A 19,421-nucleotide genomic window follows, 5' to 3' on the forward strand; every position below is an offset into this window, starting at 1 on the left:
TGACCCATTGGAGTACCCATGATCCCCTCACCGCCTGGTCTGCCCCTGCTCGGCAACATGCTTCAGGTGCCGGCCCACTCGCCGGCCGCCTATTTCGACGAGCTGGCCGCCCGTTACGAGGAGGGCCTGTTCCGGCTGAACCTGCTCGGCAGCGACGTCCTGTTCGTCTACGACCCCGACCTCGTCGAGGAACTCTGCGACGAGAGCCGTTTCCACAAGGGCATCCAGCCGCCGCTGTCCTTCCTGCGCGACCTGGGCGGCGACGCCCTGTTCACCGCCCGGCACGACGAGCCCGTCTGGGGCCACGCGCACCGCATCCTGATGCCCGCCTTCAGCCAGCGCTCGATGCGCGCCTACTTCCCGCAGATGCTGGAGGTCGCCGACCAGCTGATCGACTCCTGGGCCGCCCGTCAGGGGCAGGACCTGCCCGTGTCCGACGACATGACCAGGCTGACCCTGGACACGATCTCGCTGACCGGTTTCGGCTACCGCTTCCGCTCCTTCGACCAGCCCGAGCTGCACCCGTTCCTGCGCGCGATGGGCTCGGCGCTGACCGAGGCGATGCTGCGCCTGCGCCAGCCGCCCGTGGTCACCAAGATGCTGCGCAAGCGCCAGGAGGCCTACGAGCGCGACATCCAGACGATGCGGGCTCTGGTCGAGGAGGTGATCGAGCAGCGCACCGCGCGGCCGTCAGGCGCCTCCGACCTGCTCGGCCTGATGATGGAGGCGACCGACCCGCGCACCGGCGAGCGGCTGTCGGATGCGAACATCCGCGACCAGGTCATCACCTTCCTCATCGCCGGGCACGAGACGACCAGCGGCCTGCTCTCCTTCGCCCTGTACAACCTGCTGCGCGACCCGCACACTCTGGCCAGGGCCTACGCCGAGGTCGACGCCCTGATGCCCGGCGACACCCCGCCGACCTACGAGACGATCATGAAGCTGGACGTGATCTCGCGCGTACTGGAGGAGACGCTGCGCGTGTGGTCGCCGATCCCCGCCTTCTCGGTGTCGGCGTTCGAGGACACGGTGATCGGCGGTTCCTATCCGGTACGCGCCGGCCAGCAGGCGGTCGTCGTGCTGCCGTCGCTGCACCGCAGCCCGAAGGCCTGGGACCGGCCGGAGGAGTTCGACATCGACCGCTGGCTCCCCGAAAACCGTAAAAATCATCATAAATCGGCGTACAAACCGTTCGGCAACGGCGAGCGTGCCTGCATCGGCCGCCAGTTCGCCCTCACCGAGGCCCGCCTCGCGCTCGCGATGGTCCTGCGCCGGTTCGCCGTCTCCGACCCCACCGCCTACAAGATCAAGACCAAGCAGACCCTCACCCTCAAGCCGGACGGCTTCACGGTACGGGTCCGCGAGCGCCGCCCCCACGAGCGCGGCGCCGCCCAGGAGCCGGTCCCCGAACAGCACGAACAGCAGCAGGATCTCGCCGTCACCGGCACCCCGCTCACGGTGGCCTACGGCTCCAACCTCGGCACCTGTTCCGACCTCGCCGAACGCCTGGCCGAGCGGGCCGGCCGGGCCGGCTTCGCCACCACGCTGACCACGCTCGACGACCTGCGGCCGCCCGCCGACGGCCTGCTGCTGGTCGTCACCTCCTCCTACAACGGCCGCGCGCCCGACAACGCCCAGCGCTTCGACGCGCTGGAAGAACTTCCCGACCTTTCCGGCGTACGGCTGGCCGTGCTCGGCTGCGGCAACACCCAGTGGCCCACCTACCAGGACTTCCCCCGCCGGGCGTTCGACAAGCTGGTGGCGGCGGGAGCCGTACCCCTGATCGAAAGGGGTGAGGCGGACGCGGACGGCGACTTCGACGGGGACGTCTCGGCGTGGACGGCGCGGTTGTGGGCGGCGCTCGCCGAGGAGTACGCGGCCTCGGCGGAGGCGGCGGGGCCGCGCTACGAGATGGAGGTCCTGACCGAGGCCGAGGTACGGCCCGCGGTCGTGTCCGAGCGGGCGGTGCCGCTGCGGGTGGTCTCCAACGAGGAGCTGACCGGCGACCCGTCAGGGCTGTGGGACTTCTCGAAGGAGGCGCCGCGGGCGGGCGTGCGCTCGATCGTGGCCGAACTGCCGGAAGGCGTCGCCTACGCCGCCGGCGACCACCTGGCGGTCTTCGCCAAGAACGACCCCGAGCTGGTGGAGTGGGCGCTGCGTGTGCTGCGCGTCCCCCGCGACCAGGTGGTACGGCTGCGCGCCCAGGGCGCCACCCATCTCCCCCTGGACACCCCGGTCACCGCCGGCCTTCTGCTGACCGACTTCGTGGAACTGCAGCAGGTGGCCACCCGCGCGGACCTGTCCATGCTGGCCGCGCACACCGCCTGCCCCTGGACCACCCGGCAGCTCGGGGAGCTGACCGAGGGCTACGCCGACGAGATCCTGGCCAAGCGCGTCTCGGTGCTGGCCCTGCTCGACCGCTTCCCCGCGATCGAGCTGCCGCTGCCCGTGTTCCTGGAGCTGGCGGGGCCGATCAAGCCGCGCTACTACTCCGCCTCGTCCTCGCCGCTGGCCGACCCCGGGCGCATCCGGATCACGGTCGGGCTGGTGGAGGGCGCGGCCTGGTCGGGGACGGGCGAGTATCGGGGGATGGCCTCGGCGTACCTGGCGGGGCTGGCGGAGGGCGAGGTGTTCTACGGCTACGTCCGCGTGCCCGCCCCGCCGTTCCGGCTGCCCGCCGACCCGGCGACGCCGGTGATCATGGTCGGTCCCGGGACCGGGTTCGCCCCGCTGCGCGGCTTCCTGGAGGACCGGGCGCTGCGGGGCGCCACCGGGCCCGCCCTGGTGTTCACCGGCTGCCGCCATCCGGAGCACGACTGGCTCTACCGCGCGGACGTGGCGGCGTGGGCGCCGGACGCGCACGTCGCCTTCTCCGCGCGCGACGGCCGCCTCGTCCAGGACGCGCTGGCCGAGCAGGCCGACCGGGTGTGGGAGCTGCTGGAGCGGGGCGCCCACGTGTACGTCTGCGGCGACGGGCTGCGCATGGCCCCCGCCGTACGGCAGGCCTTCCTCGCCATCCACCACGGCAAGACCGGGCGGCCGGGCGAGGAGTGGCTGGCGGCGCTCGACGCCGCGGGCCGCTACCAGCAGGACGTCTTCGCCTGAGGCGCGGCCAGGTCGCTCAGCAGCTCGGACAGGACCAGCTCCTCCTCCACGCGGACCGCCCGCCGCCGCATCGCCTCCGACAGCGGCGGGTCCCAGGGCGTGGGCACGGCGCGTCCTGCCAGCGGGGCGTCACCGGCCGCCCGCCGATAGGACGCGGCGTCGTATCGCCACGGCGTGAACCCCACGCGCTCGTGGACGGCCGCGGCGATCGCGACGCCGCCCCAGTCGAAGTCGCCGTGGTAGGCGAACGACGATCCCCCGGCGGCCAGCAGGCCGAGCAGCCGCCAGACGGCCGCGGACGGCCGGCCGTTCACGCAGACCAGGGGCGGGCAGGCGGCGCCGAGGTCGTCCGCGGCGGCGGCCACCACGACCGGGTTCTCGCACAGGCGCACCAGGCCCGCGGCGATCGGGTCCGCGCGGCGGAGCTGGCGCAGCGTGCGCACGTGCGGCTCGCCCGGCGTGGGGTCGCCGGGCAGGCCAAGGCTCAGGACCAGCGACGACAGCTCGTCCAGGTGCACCCCGACCGCCGCCCAGGCCGCCCGCCTGGCATCGGCGCCGCCTTCGGCCGCGTACGGCAGACCGGCCAGGGCGCGGGCCGCCGACAGGGCCAGGGTCGCCACCGGGCGGCCGTCGTCGAGCGCGTGCGCGTCGCCGCAGGTCTCGGCGGCCAGCCGGCCGATCGGCACGCCCGTGGACGGCAGCCGCGCCAGCACCGCGACGAGCCGGTCCAGCAGCGACCCGGCGTCGGCGGGTTCGGGCGCGAGCCTGCGTACCAGACCGGAGGAGTCCAGCCAGCCCCGCCACCCCGCGAGATCCTGCCCGTCCCCGGCGCGCCTGGCGAGGTGCGTGTCCAAGACCGCGAACGCGGTGCGCCAGGCGGTGTCGCGGTCGGCGGCCAGGGCGGTCAGGTCGCGGATCGGGCCGCGCAGGAGCGCGACCGCCTCGGCGAGGCCGTCGCAGGCGCCGCTGGCCCGCAGCACCCGGTCGACCTCCTCCAGCGACACCGACAGCGAGGCCCCGCTCCCGGCCCGGCGGCCGAGCAGCGTCTCGGCCGCCCGCCGCTGGCCGTGCGTCGCGCCCGCCAGCGAGACCGAGCCGGTCAGCGGCCTGCCGCGTTCCAGGCGGGTACGCGCCCGGTCCACCAGCCACGCCAGCTCGTCCCCGCCCAGAAGCCGCGCGAGCCGGTCACTCATCGGCCAGGCCTCCTCCCGGTGAAGGGCGTTCGACCCGGCGGCGCTCCCTGCCGTCCCAGCGCCACGGTGTGACCAGGACCGCGTCGATGCCGTCGTGCCGCGACAGCTGGGCGATGGCCAAGCCGGGCACCTGCGGGTAGCAGCCCCACTCGCGCTCGCTGGTCATCACCACGTCCATGTCGAAGGTGGCCAGCAGGCCGAGGCACTTGGCCCGCGAGTCGTCGTCCACCCCGGCGAACGCCTCGTCGAGCGCGACCAGGCGCGGCGCGTGCGGGTTGCCCGCCGACTTGTAGTGCGCGGACGCGGCGGCGAACAGCGGCACCGAGGCGGCCAGCACCCGCTCGCCGCCCGAGGCGGGACCGGTGGCGGGCCGCCACTGGCCCTCCTGGAGCCGCTGGATGGCGAACTCGTGCCACACCCGGTAGTCCAGGGCCCTGGTCAGCGCCTCGATCCAGCCCGCCGCCGGGTTGTCGGCGTGCTCCCTGGCGATGCGTTCCTGCAGGAAGGAGCCGACCGCCGTCCGGTCGTCCTGCGACCACGCGTCGACGGTCTGGCGCAGCTTGCCGCGGACGCGGTCGAGGCCTTCCGGGGCGTTCTTCGCGGTCTTCCACACCAGGCGCAGCCGCATGCCGGTGGAGGTGGGGCGCGACTGGAGTTCCTCGTTCATGCTGCCGACCTCGGTCTCGGCCGCCGCGATGAGCTCGTGCAGCGTTCCGGCGACCTCGTTGAGCAGGTGGTTCTCCAGCAGCTCGCGCTCCTTGGCCGACAGCAGCCGGGCGCGGCCGGCCGTCTCCTCCGCCAGCGCGGCCACCAGGTCGGGGATGTCGCGGGCCCGGCCCTGGAACGTCACGTCGACGATCATGACGCCTTCCGTGACGGTCAGCCCCGCCGAGTGGCCCTGCCTGGCCATCGCGTCGGACAGGAGCTTGTGCTCGTCGGCGACCTTGCGCTGCACGCGTTCCCACGGGCCGTCGCCGTCGTCGACCGCCTCCAGGTCGGCGTTGACCGCCCGCGCGAGGACGACCGTGGGCGTGGCCGACCAGGCGGTGGCCGGGTCCGGCATGTCGCGGCCGGGCAGCGCGACCTTGAGCAGGCCGGTCGCGGCGAACGCGCGGAAGTCGCGCACCGCCTCGTCCCTGGCGCGCGTGGCCTCGACGATCTCGCCGGCCAGCCGTTCGCGCACACCTTCTGCCTTGCCGCGTTCGGTCGCCAGCCGCTGCTGCCTGGCGCGGGCGTCGTTCTCGGCACGGTCGCGCCCGCGCAGCTCCTGCCGTACCTCCTCCAGGCGGCGGAACAGCTCCTCCACCGCCGCGCCCGCCGTCTCGGCGAGCGAGCGGTACACCTCGGCCGCCGCCCGTGCCCGCTCCCCCGCCTCCGCGGCCAGCTGCGCCGCCTCGGCCAGCCGCTCGGCCGCGAGCGCGACCTCCTGCGCGGCCTCACGCTCGTCCTCGCGGGCCGAGTTCAGCGCGTGTACGGCCGGCCACAACCTGGCCAGCTCCAGCCGGTACTCCGCCAGCGAAGCCCTGATCTCCCCCAGCGGCCCGTGCTCGGCCGGCAGGCCCACGTCACCGGCGAACTCGGCCGCCCTGACCTGGGCCGCGTCGAGCTCGGCCTGCCGGGTGTTCATCACGCCGACGGCGCGCTGGTGGCGCTCGTGAATCGTCCTGCGGTGCTCGTGGGCTCCGGCCAGCTTCACGTGGGCCTCGCGGACCGGGGCGTCGGAGGGGAGGGCGCGGTGCTCGGCGGCCAGGACGGCCTGCCGTACCGCGAGATCCTGCTTGTCGCGGTCGAGGTCGTCGGCGCGCAGCGTGGCGTCGGCGAGTTCCCGGGCGAGCGCGGCCAGGCGGGCGCGGCGGGCGGACTCGCGCGCGCCCTCGCCGTTGTGGTCGGCGCCGGACTTGTGCCAGGCGCCGGCCAGCAGGCCGTTGACCCAGCGGCCGTCGGTGGCGATCCAGGTCGGCGAGCCGGGCCCGAGCCCGATCCCGGCCAGCACGGAGAGCACGATCGCGTCGTCGAGCGCGGCGGCCTGCGGGTCGGCGCGGTCGATCGCGGGGCGCAGCACGTTGGCGCAGGACGGCCCGGTCACCCTGCCGCGCAGGATCACCGTGTCGCCGAGTATCAGCTCGGCCTGCGGGGTCAGCCACGCGTCCAGCAGGCCCGAGGCCTCCAGGGCAGCCTCGAGACCGGCGCGGTGATCGGCGGGCACCCCGTCGGCGAAGTCCACGACCTTCCACAGCGGCGCGCCCGGCCGGGTGTCGCCGCGAGGGGCGCGGGTGTGCGGGGCGGGCGGCGCGTCGTGGCCGCCCGCCTCCAGCCGGGCGATCTCCACGGCCAGCTCGTCGGCGGCCAGCCGGGCGGCGGCGAGCTCGGCGTCCAGCTCCGTCTCGCGCCGGGCGAGCGCCGCCGTGGCCTGTCTCAGCGCGTCGTCCACGGCGGCGGCCGCGGGGTTGGGTCCCGCCGCGTTCTCCGCCCAGTCCCGGAGTACGGCCAGCACGCCGTCCCGGTCGGCCACCCACAGCTCGCTCAGCCCGGTGAGGTAGCCGGTGAAGGAGTCCAGCAGCTCGGCGGCCCGATCCCCGGCCACCTGCCCGGCCAGCGCGATCGCCTCCGCGGCCTCGGTGAGCTCACCGGTCAGCCGGTCGACCTCGGCCCTGGCCGTCGTGACACCGGCGGCGGCGTCGGCCACCGCCCGCAGCAGCCGCTCAAGCTGGGCGATCGCGTGCTCCTGGCGGACGACGGCGTTCTCGGCCTCGCGCCGGGACTCGGACAGCTCGACCCCGGCCCGGCCCGCCGCGTCCGCCGCCGCGTGGTGGATCGTGTCGTGCTCCTCCTGCGCCCGCGCGGCCTTCTCGCGCGCGGTCTCGGCCCGGCGGGCCAGCCGCCCGGTCTCGCCGTCGGCGCGGCTCAGTTCCTTGCCGGTGCGCTGGGCGTGCTCGGCCAGTCGGCCCGCCTCCTCGCGCGTCTGGTCCAGCCGCTCCGCGTCACGCATCTCCGGGCTCTGCTGCAGCGCCGTACGGCGGGCGTCGAGCAGGTTCTTCTCCGTGGCCAGCTCGCTGAGCAGGTCGTCGACCGACTCCAGCTCGGCTTCCGCCTTCGACTGGCGCAGCTCCGCCTCGGCCAGGTCGCGGCCGAGCTGCTCGTAGCGGCTCTGCGTGAGCCTGGGCCCGGCCGCCTTCCGCTTGGTGGCCGTGGCCGCGTACGCGCGGTAGTGGTCCAGGAAGCCGGCCGCGGCCTTGCGCGCCTCGTCCAGGCCGCGCAGCGCGTCGCGTTCCTCGTCCAGGCCGCGGAAGGCGTCGGCGACCGTGGCCAGCAGCGTGGAGCTGAGCGGGGGCAGCGCCTCGGTGAGGGCCCTGGACAGCAGCTTCTCGTCCGGCCGCTTCGACAGCTGCGGCTGGCGGAGCTGGATCAGCAGGTTGACCAGCGCCTCGTAGCGGTGCTCGCCCAGCCAGAACAGCGCCTCGTCCACCGCGCGCCGGTAGTCGGCCGCCCGGTCGTAGACCATGCCGTGGCCGTCCACGGCCTCGCGCAGGTTCTCCCTGGTCAGCGCCACGCCGGTGGGTGAGATCAGGCTCAGTCCCGCTCCGACGCGCTGCGGGGTGACGAAGAACCAGTGCCTGACCACGCCCCGGTCTCGCACCGCCTTCAGCCCGCAGCCGATCGTGCGGAACTCCTGGCCGCCGTCGGCGGCGCGGCGGCCGAACTCCAGCCACGTGTAGCCGAGCCGCTCAGGATGCGGATGTTTCCCGCCGAGCAGCAGGTTCCACTCCATGCGCTTCTGCCGGTCGCCGTCCGGCTCGACCCGGTGCGAGGTCAGCTCGCCGTCCAGCAGGAAGGGCAGGGTGAGCGCGAGCACCTTCGACTTGCCGGTGCCGTTGTTGCCGCGCAGCAGCAGGCGGCCGTCGTGGAAATGGAACTCCTCGACGTCGTAGTAGAACATGTCGACCAGGCCCGCGCGCAGCGGCTTCCAGCGCTCCGCGCCGGGGGTGGGCAGCATCAGTTTCCTTTGACCGTAGGCGGATCGAGCGCGTAGCGGGAGATGGCCGGCAGGCCGGTGACCCGGCTCCCCTCCACGTGCGCCAGGCGCAGGGCGGTGAGCTTGCCGAGCGCCACCGCCAGCAGGCCGTCCTCCGCGCCCGGATCGGTGACGCCCTTGCGCCAGAAGGAGGTGTGCTCGGCCGCCGCATGCCGGACGAACGCCCTGAGCTCCTCGGTCGAGGCGCTGCCCAGCGCGGCCAGGCGCTCGGCGACCAGCAAGGTGACGTGGCCGTCGGTGCGCTGCTCGGGCAGCCGTACGTCGGTCAGCTCGTCGTCGGGGTCGACCATGGCGATGCCCTCCGCCCTGACCTCGGCGACCAGGCCCGTGGCCTGCTCGATCCTGCGGATGACGGCGTGCCGCTGCGAGGTCAGGTACGCCAGCTCGTCCGCCCCCAGATCCTTGAAGTACAGGACCGGATCGTCCAGCAGCCACCTGGTCAGGCGGCGGCGTATCGCCTGGTTGCGCAGGTCGTCGGTGTCGGCGTACGGCTCGGCCGTCAGCTCGGCCAGCCGTTCCTCGAAGGACTCGGCGGTGATCGTGGACGGCCCGCGCAGCCCGGTGAGCAGCCCGGCCAGCACCTTGCGCCGTACGTCGTAGAGCACGTCGCCGGTCTCGGCCAGGTACGCCTCCTCATCACCCGAGACCCGGTCGAGAACTCCCCAGCCGAGCAGCGTACGGACCACCGCCACCAGGTCCCCGCGCTCGGCCCTGCTGCCGAGCGTGAAGGCGTGCTCGGCGCCCGCGTCCAGCACCTCCTCGGCCAGCTTGCCCAGCGTGGTCTGCGCGTCGGCCCGTTCGAGCACCGACAGCGCCAGGCAGAGCACTACATAACGCCGCCGCCCGAACGGCTCGCCCGCCCGGCCGAGCGCGGGACGGGTCGCGTCCAGGGTGTCGGGTACCGCCTTGAACAACCGGGCCGACTCCGCGTCCACGACGAGCCGCCAGCCGGTCTCCCTGGTCAGCCAGTCGCGCAGCTCGGCGGCGTGCCGCCGGACCAGCACGAGCTTCTCGGGGTCGCGCAGCAGCGGGCTCATCAGCAGGGCGCGCAGCGCCGCCTGGCACTGGGCCAGCTCCTCCTCGGGGGTCACGCGACCACCGTGATCTCGATCACGTGCTCGGGGCCGGTCAGCACCCCGTCCTCGGTCTCGATCGCGACCATCCCGCCGTCCGGCACCAGCGTGAGCCGTACCTCCATCGAACCGTCGCCGGTGGTGGTCTTCACCTCCGTGTCGTGCGGCCCGCGGGCCGACAGCGCGTCCCCGAGCAGCCCCAGGAACAGCCGGAAGGCCATCGGGTCCAGCACGCCCAGCCGCGACAGCAGTACCGGCCCGTCCGTGCGCAGCCGCTCGCGCGCCCGCGCCGTCTGCGCCGCCTCCCGCTCGGCCCGCTCCAGCAGAACCCGGCGGGCCTGCGAGCGGTCGGCCACCTTGTTGGGCCTGCCGCGCCGTTCATAGGATCCGGTACGGCGAAGCTGCGGCGAGATCCGGATCGGCGGCGCCTGCGCCCACGGGGTGGAGGCGGGGACGTCGGCGATCTCCTGCGGCGGGATCGTCAGATGCCGGGCCGGGGCCAGCCCGAACGCGGCCCGCCAGAGCCGGTGCATCGCGGCCTCGTCCGGCGCGTCGGCGAACCACTTGGCCAGCGTCCTGAAGTCGGCCGAGCGGTCCGATCGGCCGGATCGCCGCTCGTTGAGCAGGCCGACGGTGTCGATGAGCTGCTTGATCGCGGTGACCGCCGACTGCCGCAGCAGCCGGGCCTGTGACGGGTGGCCGACGTCGCGCGAGACGAACCAGTCGCGCAGGCCACGCCATTTGTTCTCCCAGCCGGCCAGCACCTTGGCGTACTCGGCCGCGGCGTCGGCGCCGTCCGGCACCGCGTCGGCGGCCTCGCGCCGCGCGGCCGTCTCCAGCAGCCCGTGCTGGCCCAGTTCCTCCAGTTCGAGCAGCAGCCGGGCGATGCGGGCCCCGGAGTTGGCCAGCTCGGCGATGAAGCGGTTGATGTAGTCGATCAACCGCTCCTTGTAGGCGATGAAGCCGTCCACGTCGCCGTCGGCGAAGTCGATCGCGCGCCGCAGCGACGCCATGAACGCCCGCGCGTTGTCGGCCAGCGACGCGAACCGCTCGGCCAGAGAGATCAGGATCAGGTGGACGCCCGCCGGGTCGGGGTCGTCCTGCCCGCTCAGCGTGACCAGGGCCTGGAGCTGGTCGGCGATGTCGCCGAGCGCCACCGCCTGGAGTTGTCCCCGCCGGCCGATCGCCTCCTCGTAGAAGGCGATGGCCTGCTCGGCGGCCTGGCCGGCGGCGGTCAGCTGGAACAGCAGCCGTTTGCGGTGGAAGTCCTCGACCGAGGAGACCCTGCCGGTGTCGGCGTCGGAGCGCAGGTTGCCCCAGTCGACGAGCCGCTTGAGCGCCTGGGCGAGCTGGTCGTCGCTGTCGCGCCGTAGCTCCGCCGCGACCTCCTCCGGCCGCAGGTGGACCACGAACCGCTCCTTCGCCCGCGCGAACGCCACCAGGATCTCCCGGTAGAACGCGGCGTTGGGCGCGCTCAGGTGAGCGAACGCCTGCGGTTGCTGAGGAGCGGGAGCCATATGTCTAGTGTGAACAATTCCGATCGGGTGTCACCCTGATTGACCCGCACCGTATCCATCATGCGATCAACCGCACTCCGTGCTATGGACCGGCCGAGCGAAGCGCCGCCGGCGGACGGCGCCCACGTGCTCACATGCGGTGGAGTTCCCGGGCGGCGATGCGGGCCAGGAGTTCCACCTGCGTGGTGCTCAGCGCCGCGGACGAGGTCGCCCGGATCATGCGGGGCGCCAGGTGCGGCTTGAGGAGGGTGAGACCCTCGGCCGTGAGCAGGCCGCCTCTCGGCATCATCCCGCAGTGCACCGCGACCATCGGGGTGATCGTGACCGGGATGCCGGTCTCCTTGGTGAGGAGCTCGGCGAACGCGTGGCCGGTCTCCACCAGGCCCTTGGCGACCTTGGTGCCGAACTTCTCGCCGAAGAACAGCCGGCCGCCGTAGGAGGCGATCTCGGTGTCCGGGCTCCAGGACTCGTTGTCGATGATCCAGACACCGCCGGGGCCGATGACCAGATGATCGATGGAGGCCTGGCCGCGGATCGCGCGGCCGTCCAGCACGCGGTAACCCTGCTTGGTCAGCGCGCGGCGCAGTGTCTTGCCGGTGATCGCCTCACCGCGGCGGCGTCCTCGCCAGACCGCGGTGGCGCGGAACTGCGCCCAGTACCAGTACCAGTCGGCGCCCGCCACGATGCCGGCCAGGCCCAGCGCGTAGAGCGCGGGGAACGGCAGGTCGAAGCGGATCGCCAGAGCCAGGCCGGCCGCGAAGCCCACGGCGGCCTTGATCGCACGGTTGCGACGACGGTTTCTGGTGTCCTCCCTCCAGAACTTCTCGTAGTACCACTGGGGCGACGACCCCGTGAACTTCGGGTCCTGCTGCACATAGATCGAGCCACCAGGCACGGCAAACTCCCCGAGTTGCTAGGAAATACTTGGATCTGCCACGCCGGAGATCCCTCGCCACGTCACGTGATACCCAATATCAAACAAAGGCCACCCTAAGGTGAGGGAAATAGCACCGCGAATCACGCGCAAGACGCTCAACCGACCAGTCGGTATGCTGGGGTTCGTGACGGGGAAGGATGAGCCGGTGCGCCGGCGGCTGCTCAGCGAGGCGACGAGGCTGTTCGCCGAGCGCGGGTTCGAGGGCACCTCGGTGCAGGAGATCGTGGCCGCCGCCGGAGTGACCAAGGGCGCCATGTACCACTACTTTGACTCCAAGGATGACCTGCTGCATGAGATCTACGCGCGGGTCCTGCGGATGCAGATGGAACGGCTGACGCAGATCGCCGACGAACGCCGCCCGGTCAGGGAACGGCTGCGCGACGCCGCCGCCGACGTGGTCGAGACCACCACGGCCAACCTCGACGATTCCAAGATCTTCTTCCGGTCGATGCACCTGCTGGCCCCGGAGACGCAGAAGAGCGTGCGGGCCGAGCGCCGACGCTACCACGAGCGTTTCCGGGACCTCGTCACCGAGGGGCAGCGCGAAGGCGTCTTCCGCGAGGACATCCAGGCCGAGATCGTCGTCGACTTCTTCTTCGGCTCGGTGCACCACCTGGGCAGCTGGTACCACACCGACGGGCCGCTGTCGGGGGGCGAAGTGGGCCGCCAGTTCGCCGAGCTCCTCCTGACCTCCCTCAAGCCGTGACCCCCTACCCATGGACAACCGCCGGATTTTGCGCATCATCTAAGTCTTTGTGAAGACGGATCCCGAACACCTCGGCGGCTACTGGATAGCCGGACGCCTGGGCAGCGGCGGCCAGGGTGTGGTCTACGAGGCCTACGACGACGACGGCGAGCGGTACGCGCTCAAGGCACTGCACACCGCGCCGGACCAGCGTGAGGTCGAGGCGGCCCGGCGGGTCCGGCCCTTCTGCGTGTCCCGGGTGCTGGACGCCGGGGTGGACGGGGGCACGCCGTACGTGGTGAGCGAGTTCGTGGCCGGGCCGAGCCTGCGGGTGAAGGTCGGCGAGTCCGGCCCGTACCAGGGCGGGGACCTGCACCGCCTGGCCACCGGCGCGGCCACCGCGCTCACCGCGATCCACGAGGCCGGGGTGGCGCACCGGGATCTCACGCCGGACAACGTCCTGCTCGGCCCCGACGGCCCCAAGGTGATCGACTTCGGCCTGCCCCCTTCCACGGGCCGGCCCTCCGGGACCGAGGACCAGACGCCCGAGGCCGACGTGTACGCGTGGGGGCGCCTGACGCTGTTCGCCGCCACCGGTGAGGAGACCGGCTCCGGGGCGGCGCTGGAGCCGCCGCTGCGTGACCTGGTGGCGCAGGCGCTCGACGAGGACCCCGACCGGCGGCCGTCCGCCCGCGACCTGCTGCTGAAGCTGCTGGACAGCTCGGGCGACCCGCTGGCCGAGGGCGCCGGGACCGCCCGCGGCCTGCGCACCGACGCGCCGGAGCCGTCGCTGGGAGAGCTGGCGGAGCAGGTGTACGCCGGCCTGAGCCGGGCGGAACAGGACGCCGCCCCCGCGGTCTTCCTCCACCTGACCGGCCGGACCCCCGACGGCTCCGACACCAGCCCGCTCGTCGGGCCTGCCGCCGCCCTGGTCATCCAGAGGTACACCGACGCCGGTCTCCTCCACACCCGACCGCCGACCCCTGGCAGCCGAGGTGGAAAGCCCGGCAAAGGGGAGCCGAGCGGCGAGGGAGAGCCGAGTGCCGCGGAACGGCCGGATGACGCGAGCAAGCCGAGAGGGCCGGAAGGGCCGAACGGCGCGGGCCAGCCGGGACTGCCGGGAGGGGATGGCGGGGGTGTGGTGCTGGCGCACTCGGCGTTGTTGCGGGCCTGGCCGCGGCTGCGTGAGTGGCTGGAGGGTGAGCGGGGTGAGCTGGTCGTCCGGCGGTCGCTGGCCGAGGCGGCCGAGGCCTGGCAGCGGAAGGGGCGGCGGGCGGCGGATCTGCCGCAGGGTGAGCGGCTGAACACCGTCCTGGGCTGGGCCGCCGGTGGGCGGCGGATGGTGGCGCTGAGCCGTACCGAACAGGAGTTCGTCGCGGCCGGGACGCGGCTGGCCGGGGTCAGGGCGCGGCGGCGGGGGGTGGCGGCGGGCGTGCTCGCGGTCCTGCTCGCGGCGGCGCTGGCCGTAGCGGGCGTGGCCTTCTGGCAGGCCGGTACGGCGACGCGGGCGCTCTCCGAGACGACGGCCAAGGCACTGGCCGGGACGGCGGGGACGCTGCGGACCACCGACCCGATCACGGCGCGGCAGTTGAGCGCGGCGGCGTGGCGGCTGGCGCCCGTGCCGGAGGCGCGCTCGGCGCTGATGGCGGCGGCGACGGACCCCGTGCGTGACGTGTTCGCCGACCCGGACGCCGGTGCCGACTCCGTGTATACCTTCGACCAGGCGGGGCGCTGGCTCGTGGCGGTGCGCGGGGGTACGGCGCGGGTGTGGGACCCGGTGGCCAAGACGTTGCTGATGGAGATCAGGGGCGCGGGGCGTTCGGCGCGGCTGGCGGCGCTGAACCCGGCGGGCACCACCCTGGCCGTCGCCACGACGGGTGACGTGCGGGTGTTCGACACACGTTCCGGCATCCTGCTGCGCTCGTTGCCGGTGAAGGCGGCGCTGGCGCTGTCGTATCAGGGCGAGACGCTGTCCACGACCGACAAGTCGGGCTTGGGGGTGTTGTGGCGGACGGACGGCGGGCAGGTGACGGCGCGGCCGATGAGCAAGTTGAGCACGGACGGGCGGCGGGTGCTGGCCACCTCGGTCGCCAGTGACGTGGTCGCGCCCAGGCCGCCGGAGATCTGGGAGGGCGGCGGCAAACTCGACCTCCCATGGCTGGCCGCGCTCCGGGACGCCGTCACGACCGGGGCGCTCGGCCCCGACGGCGCCACGGTCGTCCTGTCGGGCCCTTCGGGCACCCGCGTCCATGACCTGTCCAGCGGCCGGACGCTGGCGAGCACCGGTCCCGCCGCCTCGTCCCTGTCCTACTCCCCCGACGGCCGGCTGCTCGCCCAGGGCGGCCAGGAGGGCGTCACCGTCTGGCGGACCGGAACCTGGCAGCGCATGCTGCACCTCCGCGACTCGCCGCAGGGACGCGAGGCCACGGACCGGGCACCGGTGGTCGGGCCGTCCGGGGTGCGGTACGCCGGCGCGGGCGGCCGGGTGCGGACCTACACGGTCCCGGCCACCGCGCAGCCGCCCTTCGGCCCCGGAACGCGCACCCTGAGCAGGGACGGCCGGATCCTGGCCGTGGCCGACGGAACCACGATCACGCTCTGGGACTCGGGCAGGCTCACCGCCACCCTGCCGAGCACCGCCACCCTCATGACCTTCAGCTGGGACGGCGGGCGCCTGGCCGTGGCTACCCCGGGCCAGCCGTCCGTGGACATCTGGGACCTGGCCGAGAGCAGCAGGACCAGCACGCTGAGCTCCTCCCCGGTCGCGGGCCTGGCCTTCTCCCCCGACGGCAGGACGCTGGCCGTGGCCTCGAAGGACTGGGTCGAACTGCACGCCGCCGGGCAGGTACGCCGCGTGGCGGGGGTGAGCGGGCCCGGACTGGCCTGGCGGCCCGACGGGCTGCTGCTGGTCGCGTACGACGACGAGCGCGTCTACACCGTGGACCCGCTGACCGCCGCGCCGTCGGTGCCCAACGCCAACGGCAAGGCCGCCGGGGTGGTCGCCTTCAGCGCCGACGGCAGGATGGCGGCGACCGGCAACACGCTCGGCCACGTCACGCTCTGGGACACCGGCCTGCGCGCCCCGCTCGGCCCGCCGCTGGCGACCGGGAAGCGGGTGCGGGCGCTGATGTTCTCGCGGGACGGCGCCGTGCTGGCCGCCGCCGGGCAGGAGGGGCTGACGCTCTGGGAGGTACGGACCGGCGCCAGGCTCGGCCAGCCGGTGGAGGTCGCCGAGCCCGTCCTGGCCCAGGGCGCCGACGTCCTGGCGGTCGGCGCCGACGGGCAGCGGCGAACGATCGCCGTGGACCCGGAACGGGCGCTGCGCGGCATCTGCGCCCAGGACGGCGAGCTGTCGCCGGCCGCCTGGGCGCGGTATCTGCCGGGCCTGTCACCCAGGAAGATCTGCTAGCTCCGCCAGCGCCGCGCGATGGTCGCCGGGCGTGCCGAGCGCGATCTCGGCGGCCTTCGCGCGCTTCAGGTAGAGGTGGAGGGGATGCTCCCAGGTCATCCCGATCCCGCCGTGCAACTGCACCGCCTCCTCCGCCACATGTACGGCCACGCCCGCGTTCCACGCCTGGGCCACCGCGACCGCCAGGCCGGAGCCGTCGGCGGCGGCGTTGCGCGCGGCGGCCCTGGCACGGACCACGTCCAGCCAGAGGTCGGCCAGCCGGTGCTTGATCGCCTGGAAGGAGCCGATCGGCCGGGCGAACTGGTGGCGTTCGCGGACGTAGGCCAGCGTGGTCTCCAGGCACCACTCGGCCACGCCGAGCTGTTCCGAGGCCAGCAGCCCGGCCCCGAACCGCAGGACCTCGGCCACGTCGCAGGCCCCGAGGCGCGCGGCGGCGGCCCCGGAGAAGGTGACGGTGGCGACGGGCCTGGTCAGGTCGAGCGAGGGGCGCGTGGTGACTTCCGCGTGCCCGGCCTCGACCAGGTAGAGCGCGTCACCGGCCGGTACCAGCAGCACGTCGGCCGCCTCGGCGCCCGCCACGTCCGCGACCGTGCCGGTGAGGGTCGCGCCGGACACCTCCACGGTGGCGGCGGCCCGGCGGTAGGGGGTCGCGGTGAAGGGGACGGCGAGCGCGGCGGTCGTGTCGCCGGAGGCCAGTTCGCCGAGCAGGCCGACGGCCCCCGTGTCCAGCGCGGCCTTGGTGGCCAGGACCGAACTGGTGAAGAACGGCACCGGCGCCACCGCCCTGCCCAGTTCCTCCAGGACGACGGCCACCTCGGTGGCCGAGGCGCCGGCGCCGCCGTAGGACTCGGGGACGAGCAGGCTCGCGACGCCGATCTCGCGGGAGAGCGTCTTCCACAGGTCGAGGTCGTAGGGCGCGGGGGACTCCACGCGCTTCAGCACCGCCGAGGGCGGGCAGCGGTCGGTCAGCAGCGCGCGGACGGCGGCCCGCAGCTCCTCCTCGACCTCCGTGTACAGCAGAGTGGTCACCGCGGCAGGTCCTTCCAGGGCACGTCCTTGTCGATGCGGGGTTCCGAGGGCAGGCCGAGCACGCGTTCGGAGACGATGTTGCGCAGGATCTCCGAGGTGCCGCCCTCGATGGAGTTGCCCTTGGCGCGCAGGTAGCGGTAGCCGGGGCCGCGGCCGAGCATGTCGACGTCCTCGGAGCGGCGGAACGACCAGTCGTCGTAGCCGAGGTCGCGGCGCAGCTCCAGGTCCAGGCCGGTGAGCTCCTGGTTGAGCTTGGCGAAGGAGAGCTTCATGCCGGAGCCTTCGGGGCCGGGCTGGCCGGCGGCCAGTTGTTCGCGCAGCCGTACCGCGGACAGGCGGGTCACCTCGGACTCGACCCAGAGCTGGAGCAGGCGCTGGTGGAGTTCGGGGGTGCGCAGGCCGGGGTTGGAGCGCCAGGTGTCGGAGACGACGCCGATCATGCCGCCGCCCCGGCGGCCCGGGGTGCCGCCGATGGCGACGCGCTCGTTCATGAGCGTGGTCTGGGCGACCCGCCAGCCGTCGCCGACCTCGCCGAGCCGCAGGTCGTCGGACAGGCGCACGCCGGTGAGGAAGACCTCGTTGAACTCGGCCTCGCCGGTGATCTGGCGCAGCGGGCGTACCTCGACGCCGGGGGCGCTCATGTCGCAGACGAAGTAGGTCATGCCGCGGTGCTTGGGCACGTCCGGGTCGGTGCGGGTGACGAGGATGGCCCAGCGGGCGTGGTGGGCTCCCGAGGTCCATACCTTCTGGCCGTCGACGACCCATTCGTCGCCGTCGCGTACCGCGCGGGTGGCGAGGGTGGCCAGGTCGGATCCGGCGCCGGGCTCGGAGAAGAGCTGGCACCAGATCTCCTCGCCGGTGTAGAGGGGGCGCAGGAACCGTTCCTTCTGCTCCCGGGTGCCGAAGGCGAGGATCGTCGGCGCGGCCATGCCGAGGCCGATGGCCTGCAGGCCGAGGTTGGGCTGCGGGGTGTGGGCGAGCTCCTTCTCCACGACCTGCTGCAGGTCGCGGGGCGCGCCGAGGCCGCCGAGCCCTTCGGGGAAGTGCACCCACGCCAGCCCGGCGTCGAAACGGGCCCGCAGGAAGCCCACCTGGTCGGCGGGGTCGGCCGAGGCGAGCAGGCCGGCGATCCTGTCCCTTACATCCACTTCTTCAGCTCCCGGTAGGCAAGAGAACGTTTGTGCACCTCGTCCGGCCCGTCGGCGAACCTGAGCGAGCGGGCGCCCGCCCACAGGCCGGCCAGCGGGAAGTCCTGGGAGACGCCGCCCGCGCCGTGGACCTGGATGGCCTTGTCGAGGATCCACTCCACGGTGATCGGCGTGGAGATCTTGATGGCCTGGATCTCGGTGTGGGCGCCGCGGTTGCCGACGGTGTCCATGAGCCAGGCGGTCTTCAGCACCAGCAGCCGCAGCTGCTCGATCTTGATGCGGGACTCGGCGATCCAGTCCTGGACCACACCCTGCTGGGCGACGGGCTTGCCGAAGGTGGTGCGGGCCAGCGCCCGCTTGCACATCATCTCCACGGCCCGCTCGGCCATGCCGATCAGGCGCATGCAGTGGTGGATGCGGCCGGGGCCGAGGCGGGCCTGGGCGACCGCGAAGCCGCCGCCCTCCTCGCCGACGAGGTTCTCGGCGGGCACCCTGACGTCCTCGAAGACCATCTCGGCGTGGCCGCCGTGGTCGGCGTCGGTGTAGCCGAAGACGTGCATGCCGCGCTTGATGTGCAGGCCGGGGGTGTCGCGCGGGACCAGGATCATGCTCTGCTGGCGGTGTGAGGGCGCCTCGGGGTCCGTCTTGCCCATGACGATGAAGATCTTGCAGTTGGGGTTCATGGCGCCGGAGATGAACCACTTGCGGCCGTTGATGACGTACTCGCCGCCGTCGCGGGTGATCGAGGTCGCGATGTTGGTGGCGTCGGAGGAGGCCACGTCGGGCTCGGTCATCGCGAACGCGGAGCGGATCTCGCCGTCCAGCAGGGGCCGCAGCCACTCCTTGCGCTGCCACTCGCTGCCGAACATGGAGAGGACCTCCATGTTGCCCGTGTCGGGCGCGGCGCAGTTGGTGGCCACCGGCGCGATGGCCGGTGACCTGCCCATGATCTCCGCCAGCGGGGCGTACTGGAGGTTCGTCAGCCCCGCGCCGTGGTCCCCGGGCAGGAACAGGTTCCACAACCCGCGTTTCCTGGCCTCGTCCTTGAGGTCGGCCAGGAGCGGGGGCGCGCTCCAGCCGCTCTCCGCGGCCTGTTCCTCGAAGGCTGCCTCGGCCGGATAGACACATTCGTCCATGAAGCGGAGCAGGCGCTCGCGCAGGTCCTCGGTGACGCTGTCGAAGGCGAAGTCCATAGCGCGACCTTACCGACCGGTCGGTATGACCGTCCACAGTGGTCTCCCACATTTCCCCGCAGGTGGCCATAAACCCAGGTCAACCCGCCCTCTAAGCTG

The 19,421-nt window shown here is 73.3% G+C and carries 11 protein-coding genes; 3 read left to right on the top strand and 8 right to left on the bottom strand.

The annotated features are described in order from the left end of the window. Positions 1-18: 18 nt before the first annotated feature. Positions 19-3,105, top strand: a complete 3,087-nt coding sequence (locus ACFWY5_RS01420; protein ID WP_379630255.1) for a bifunctional cytochrome P450/NADPH--P450 reductase — start codon at positions 19-21, stop codon at positions 3,103-3,105. Here the strand turns inward: ACFWY5_RS01420 and ACFWY5_RS01425 are convergent. The 5 genes from ACFWY5_RS01425 to ACFWY5_RS01445 all read right to left on the bottom strand — a co-directional run bounded on the left by ACFWY5_RS01425 (position 3,081) and on the right by ACFWY5_RS01445 (position 11,816). Beyond that, positions 3,081-4,298 carry a TIGR02679 family protein gene (locus ACFWY5_RS01425; protein WP_379630256.1) on the bottom strand — a complete coding sequence of 406 codons (1,218 nt, stop codon included), beginning with the start codon at positions 4,296-4,298 and terminating at the stop codon, positions 3,081-3,083. The two genes, ACFWY5_RS01420 and ACFWY5_RS01425, sit on opposite strands and share 25 nt — an antisense overlap. After that, entirely contained in the window at positions 4,291-8,292 is a 4,002-nt protein-coding gene (locus ACFWY5_RS01430; RefSeq protein WP_379630257.1) for a TIGR02680 family protein, read from the bottom strand. Before ACFWY5_RS01430 ends, ACFWY5_RS01425 begins: the two co-directional genes overlap by 8 nt. Beyond that, positions 8,292-9,422, bottom strand: coding sequence for a TIGR02678 family protein (locus ACFWY5_RS01435; RefSeq protein WP_379630258.1), 1,131 nt, complete (start codon positions 9,420-9,422; stop codon positions 8,292-8,294). The genes ACFWY5_RS01430 and ACFWY5_RS01435 overlap by 1 nt, the downstream gene beginning before the upstream one ends. After that, positions 9,419-10,921 (bottom strand): TIGR02677 family protein, encoded by a 1,503-nt coding sequence (locus ACFWY5_RS01440; protein ID WP_379630259.1) that lies wholly within the window; start codon positions 10,919-10,921, stop codon positions 9,419-9,421. The genes ACFWY5_RS01435 and ACFWY5_RS01440 overlap by 4 nt, the downstream gene beginning before the upstream one ends. Before the next feature lie 130 nt (positions 10,922-11,051). Next, positions 11,052-11,816: a nuclease-related domain-containing protein gene (locus ACFWY5_RS01445; protein WP_379612294.1), complete on the bottom strand. Its 765-nt coding sequence runs from the start codon at positions 11,814-11,816 to the stop codon at positions 11,052-11,054. A 154-nt stretch (positions 11,817-11,970) separates the two neighbouring features. On the opposite strand from ACFWY5_RS01445, the gene ACFWY5_RS01450 reads away from it, so the two are divergent. Both ACFWY5_RS01450 and ACFWY5_RS01455 read left to right on the top strand, forming a co-directional pair. Then, positions 11,971-12,564, top strand: coding sequence for a TetR/AcrR family transcriptional regulator (locus ACFWY5_RS01450; protein ID WP_379612296.1), 594 nt, complete (start codon positions 11,971-11,973; stop codon positions 12,562-12,564). A 49-nt stretch (positions 12,565-12,613) separates the two neighbouring features. Continuing rightward, a complete protein-coding gene (locus ACFWY5_RS01455) occupies positions 12,614-15,952 on the top strand; it encodes a protein kinase (protein ID WP_379630260.1) in 3,339 nt (1,112 codons plus the stop codon). Here ACFWY5_RS01455 and ACFWY5_RS01460 read toward each other — a convergent pair. Genes ACFWY5_RS01460 through ACFWY5_RS01470 form a run of 3 tightly spaced genes read right to left on the bottom strand, consistent with a single transcriptional unit; the run spans position 15,932 to position 19,322 of the window. Further along, on the bottom strand, positions 15,932-16,981 hold the full coding sequence (locus tag ACFWY5_RS01460; RefSeq protein ID WP_379630261.1) for an acyl-CoA dehydrogenase family protein: 1,050 nt from the start codon (positions 16,979-16,981) through the stop codon (positions 15,932-15,934). The genes ACFWY5_RS01455 and ACFWY5_RS01460 overlap by 21 nt on opposite strands. Beyond that, complete coding sequence (locus ACFWY5_RS01465; RefSeq protein WP_379612299.1) at positions 16,978-18,129, bottom strand: acyl-CoA dehydrogenase family protein; 1,152 nt, start codon at positions 18,127-18,129, stop codon at positions 16,978-16,980. Before ACFWY5_RS01465 ends, ACFWY5_RS01460 begins: the two co-directional genes overlap by 4 nt. Beyond that, the gene (locus ACFWY5_RS01470) at positions 18,120-19,322 is read right to left on the bottom strand and encodes an acyl-CoA dehydrogenase family protein (RefSeq protein ID WP_379612300.1); all 1,203 of its coding nucleotides are present in this window, start codon (positions 19,320-19,322) and stop codon (positions 18,120-18,122) included. The genes ACFWY5_RS01465 and ACFWY5_RS01470 overlap by 10 nt, the downstream gene beginning before the upstream one ends. Between the last annotated feature and the right edge of the window lie 99 nt (positions 19,323-19,421).

This window comes from Nonomuraea sp. NPDC059007 (assembly GCF_042740555.1).
In the GTDB taxonomy this organism is placed as follows: Bacteria; Actinomycetota; Actinomycetes; order Streptosporangiales; family Streptosporangiaceae; genus Nonomuraea.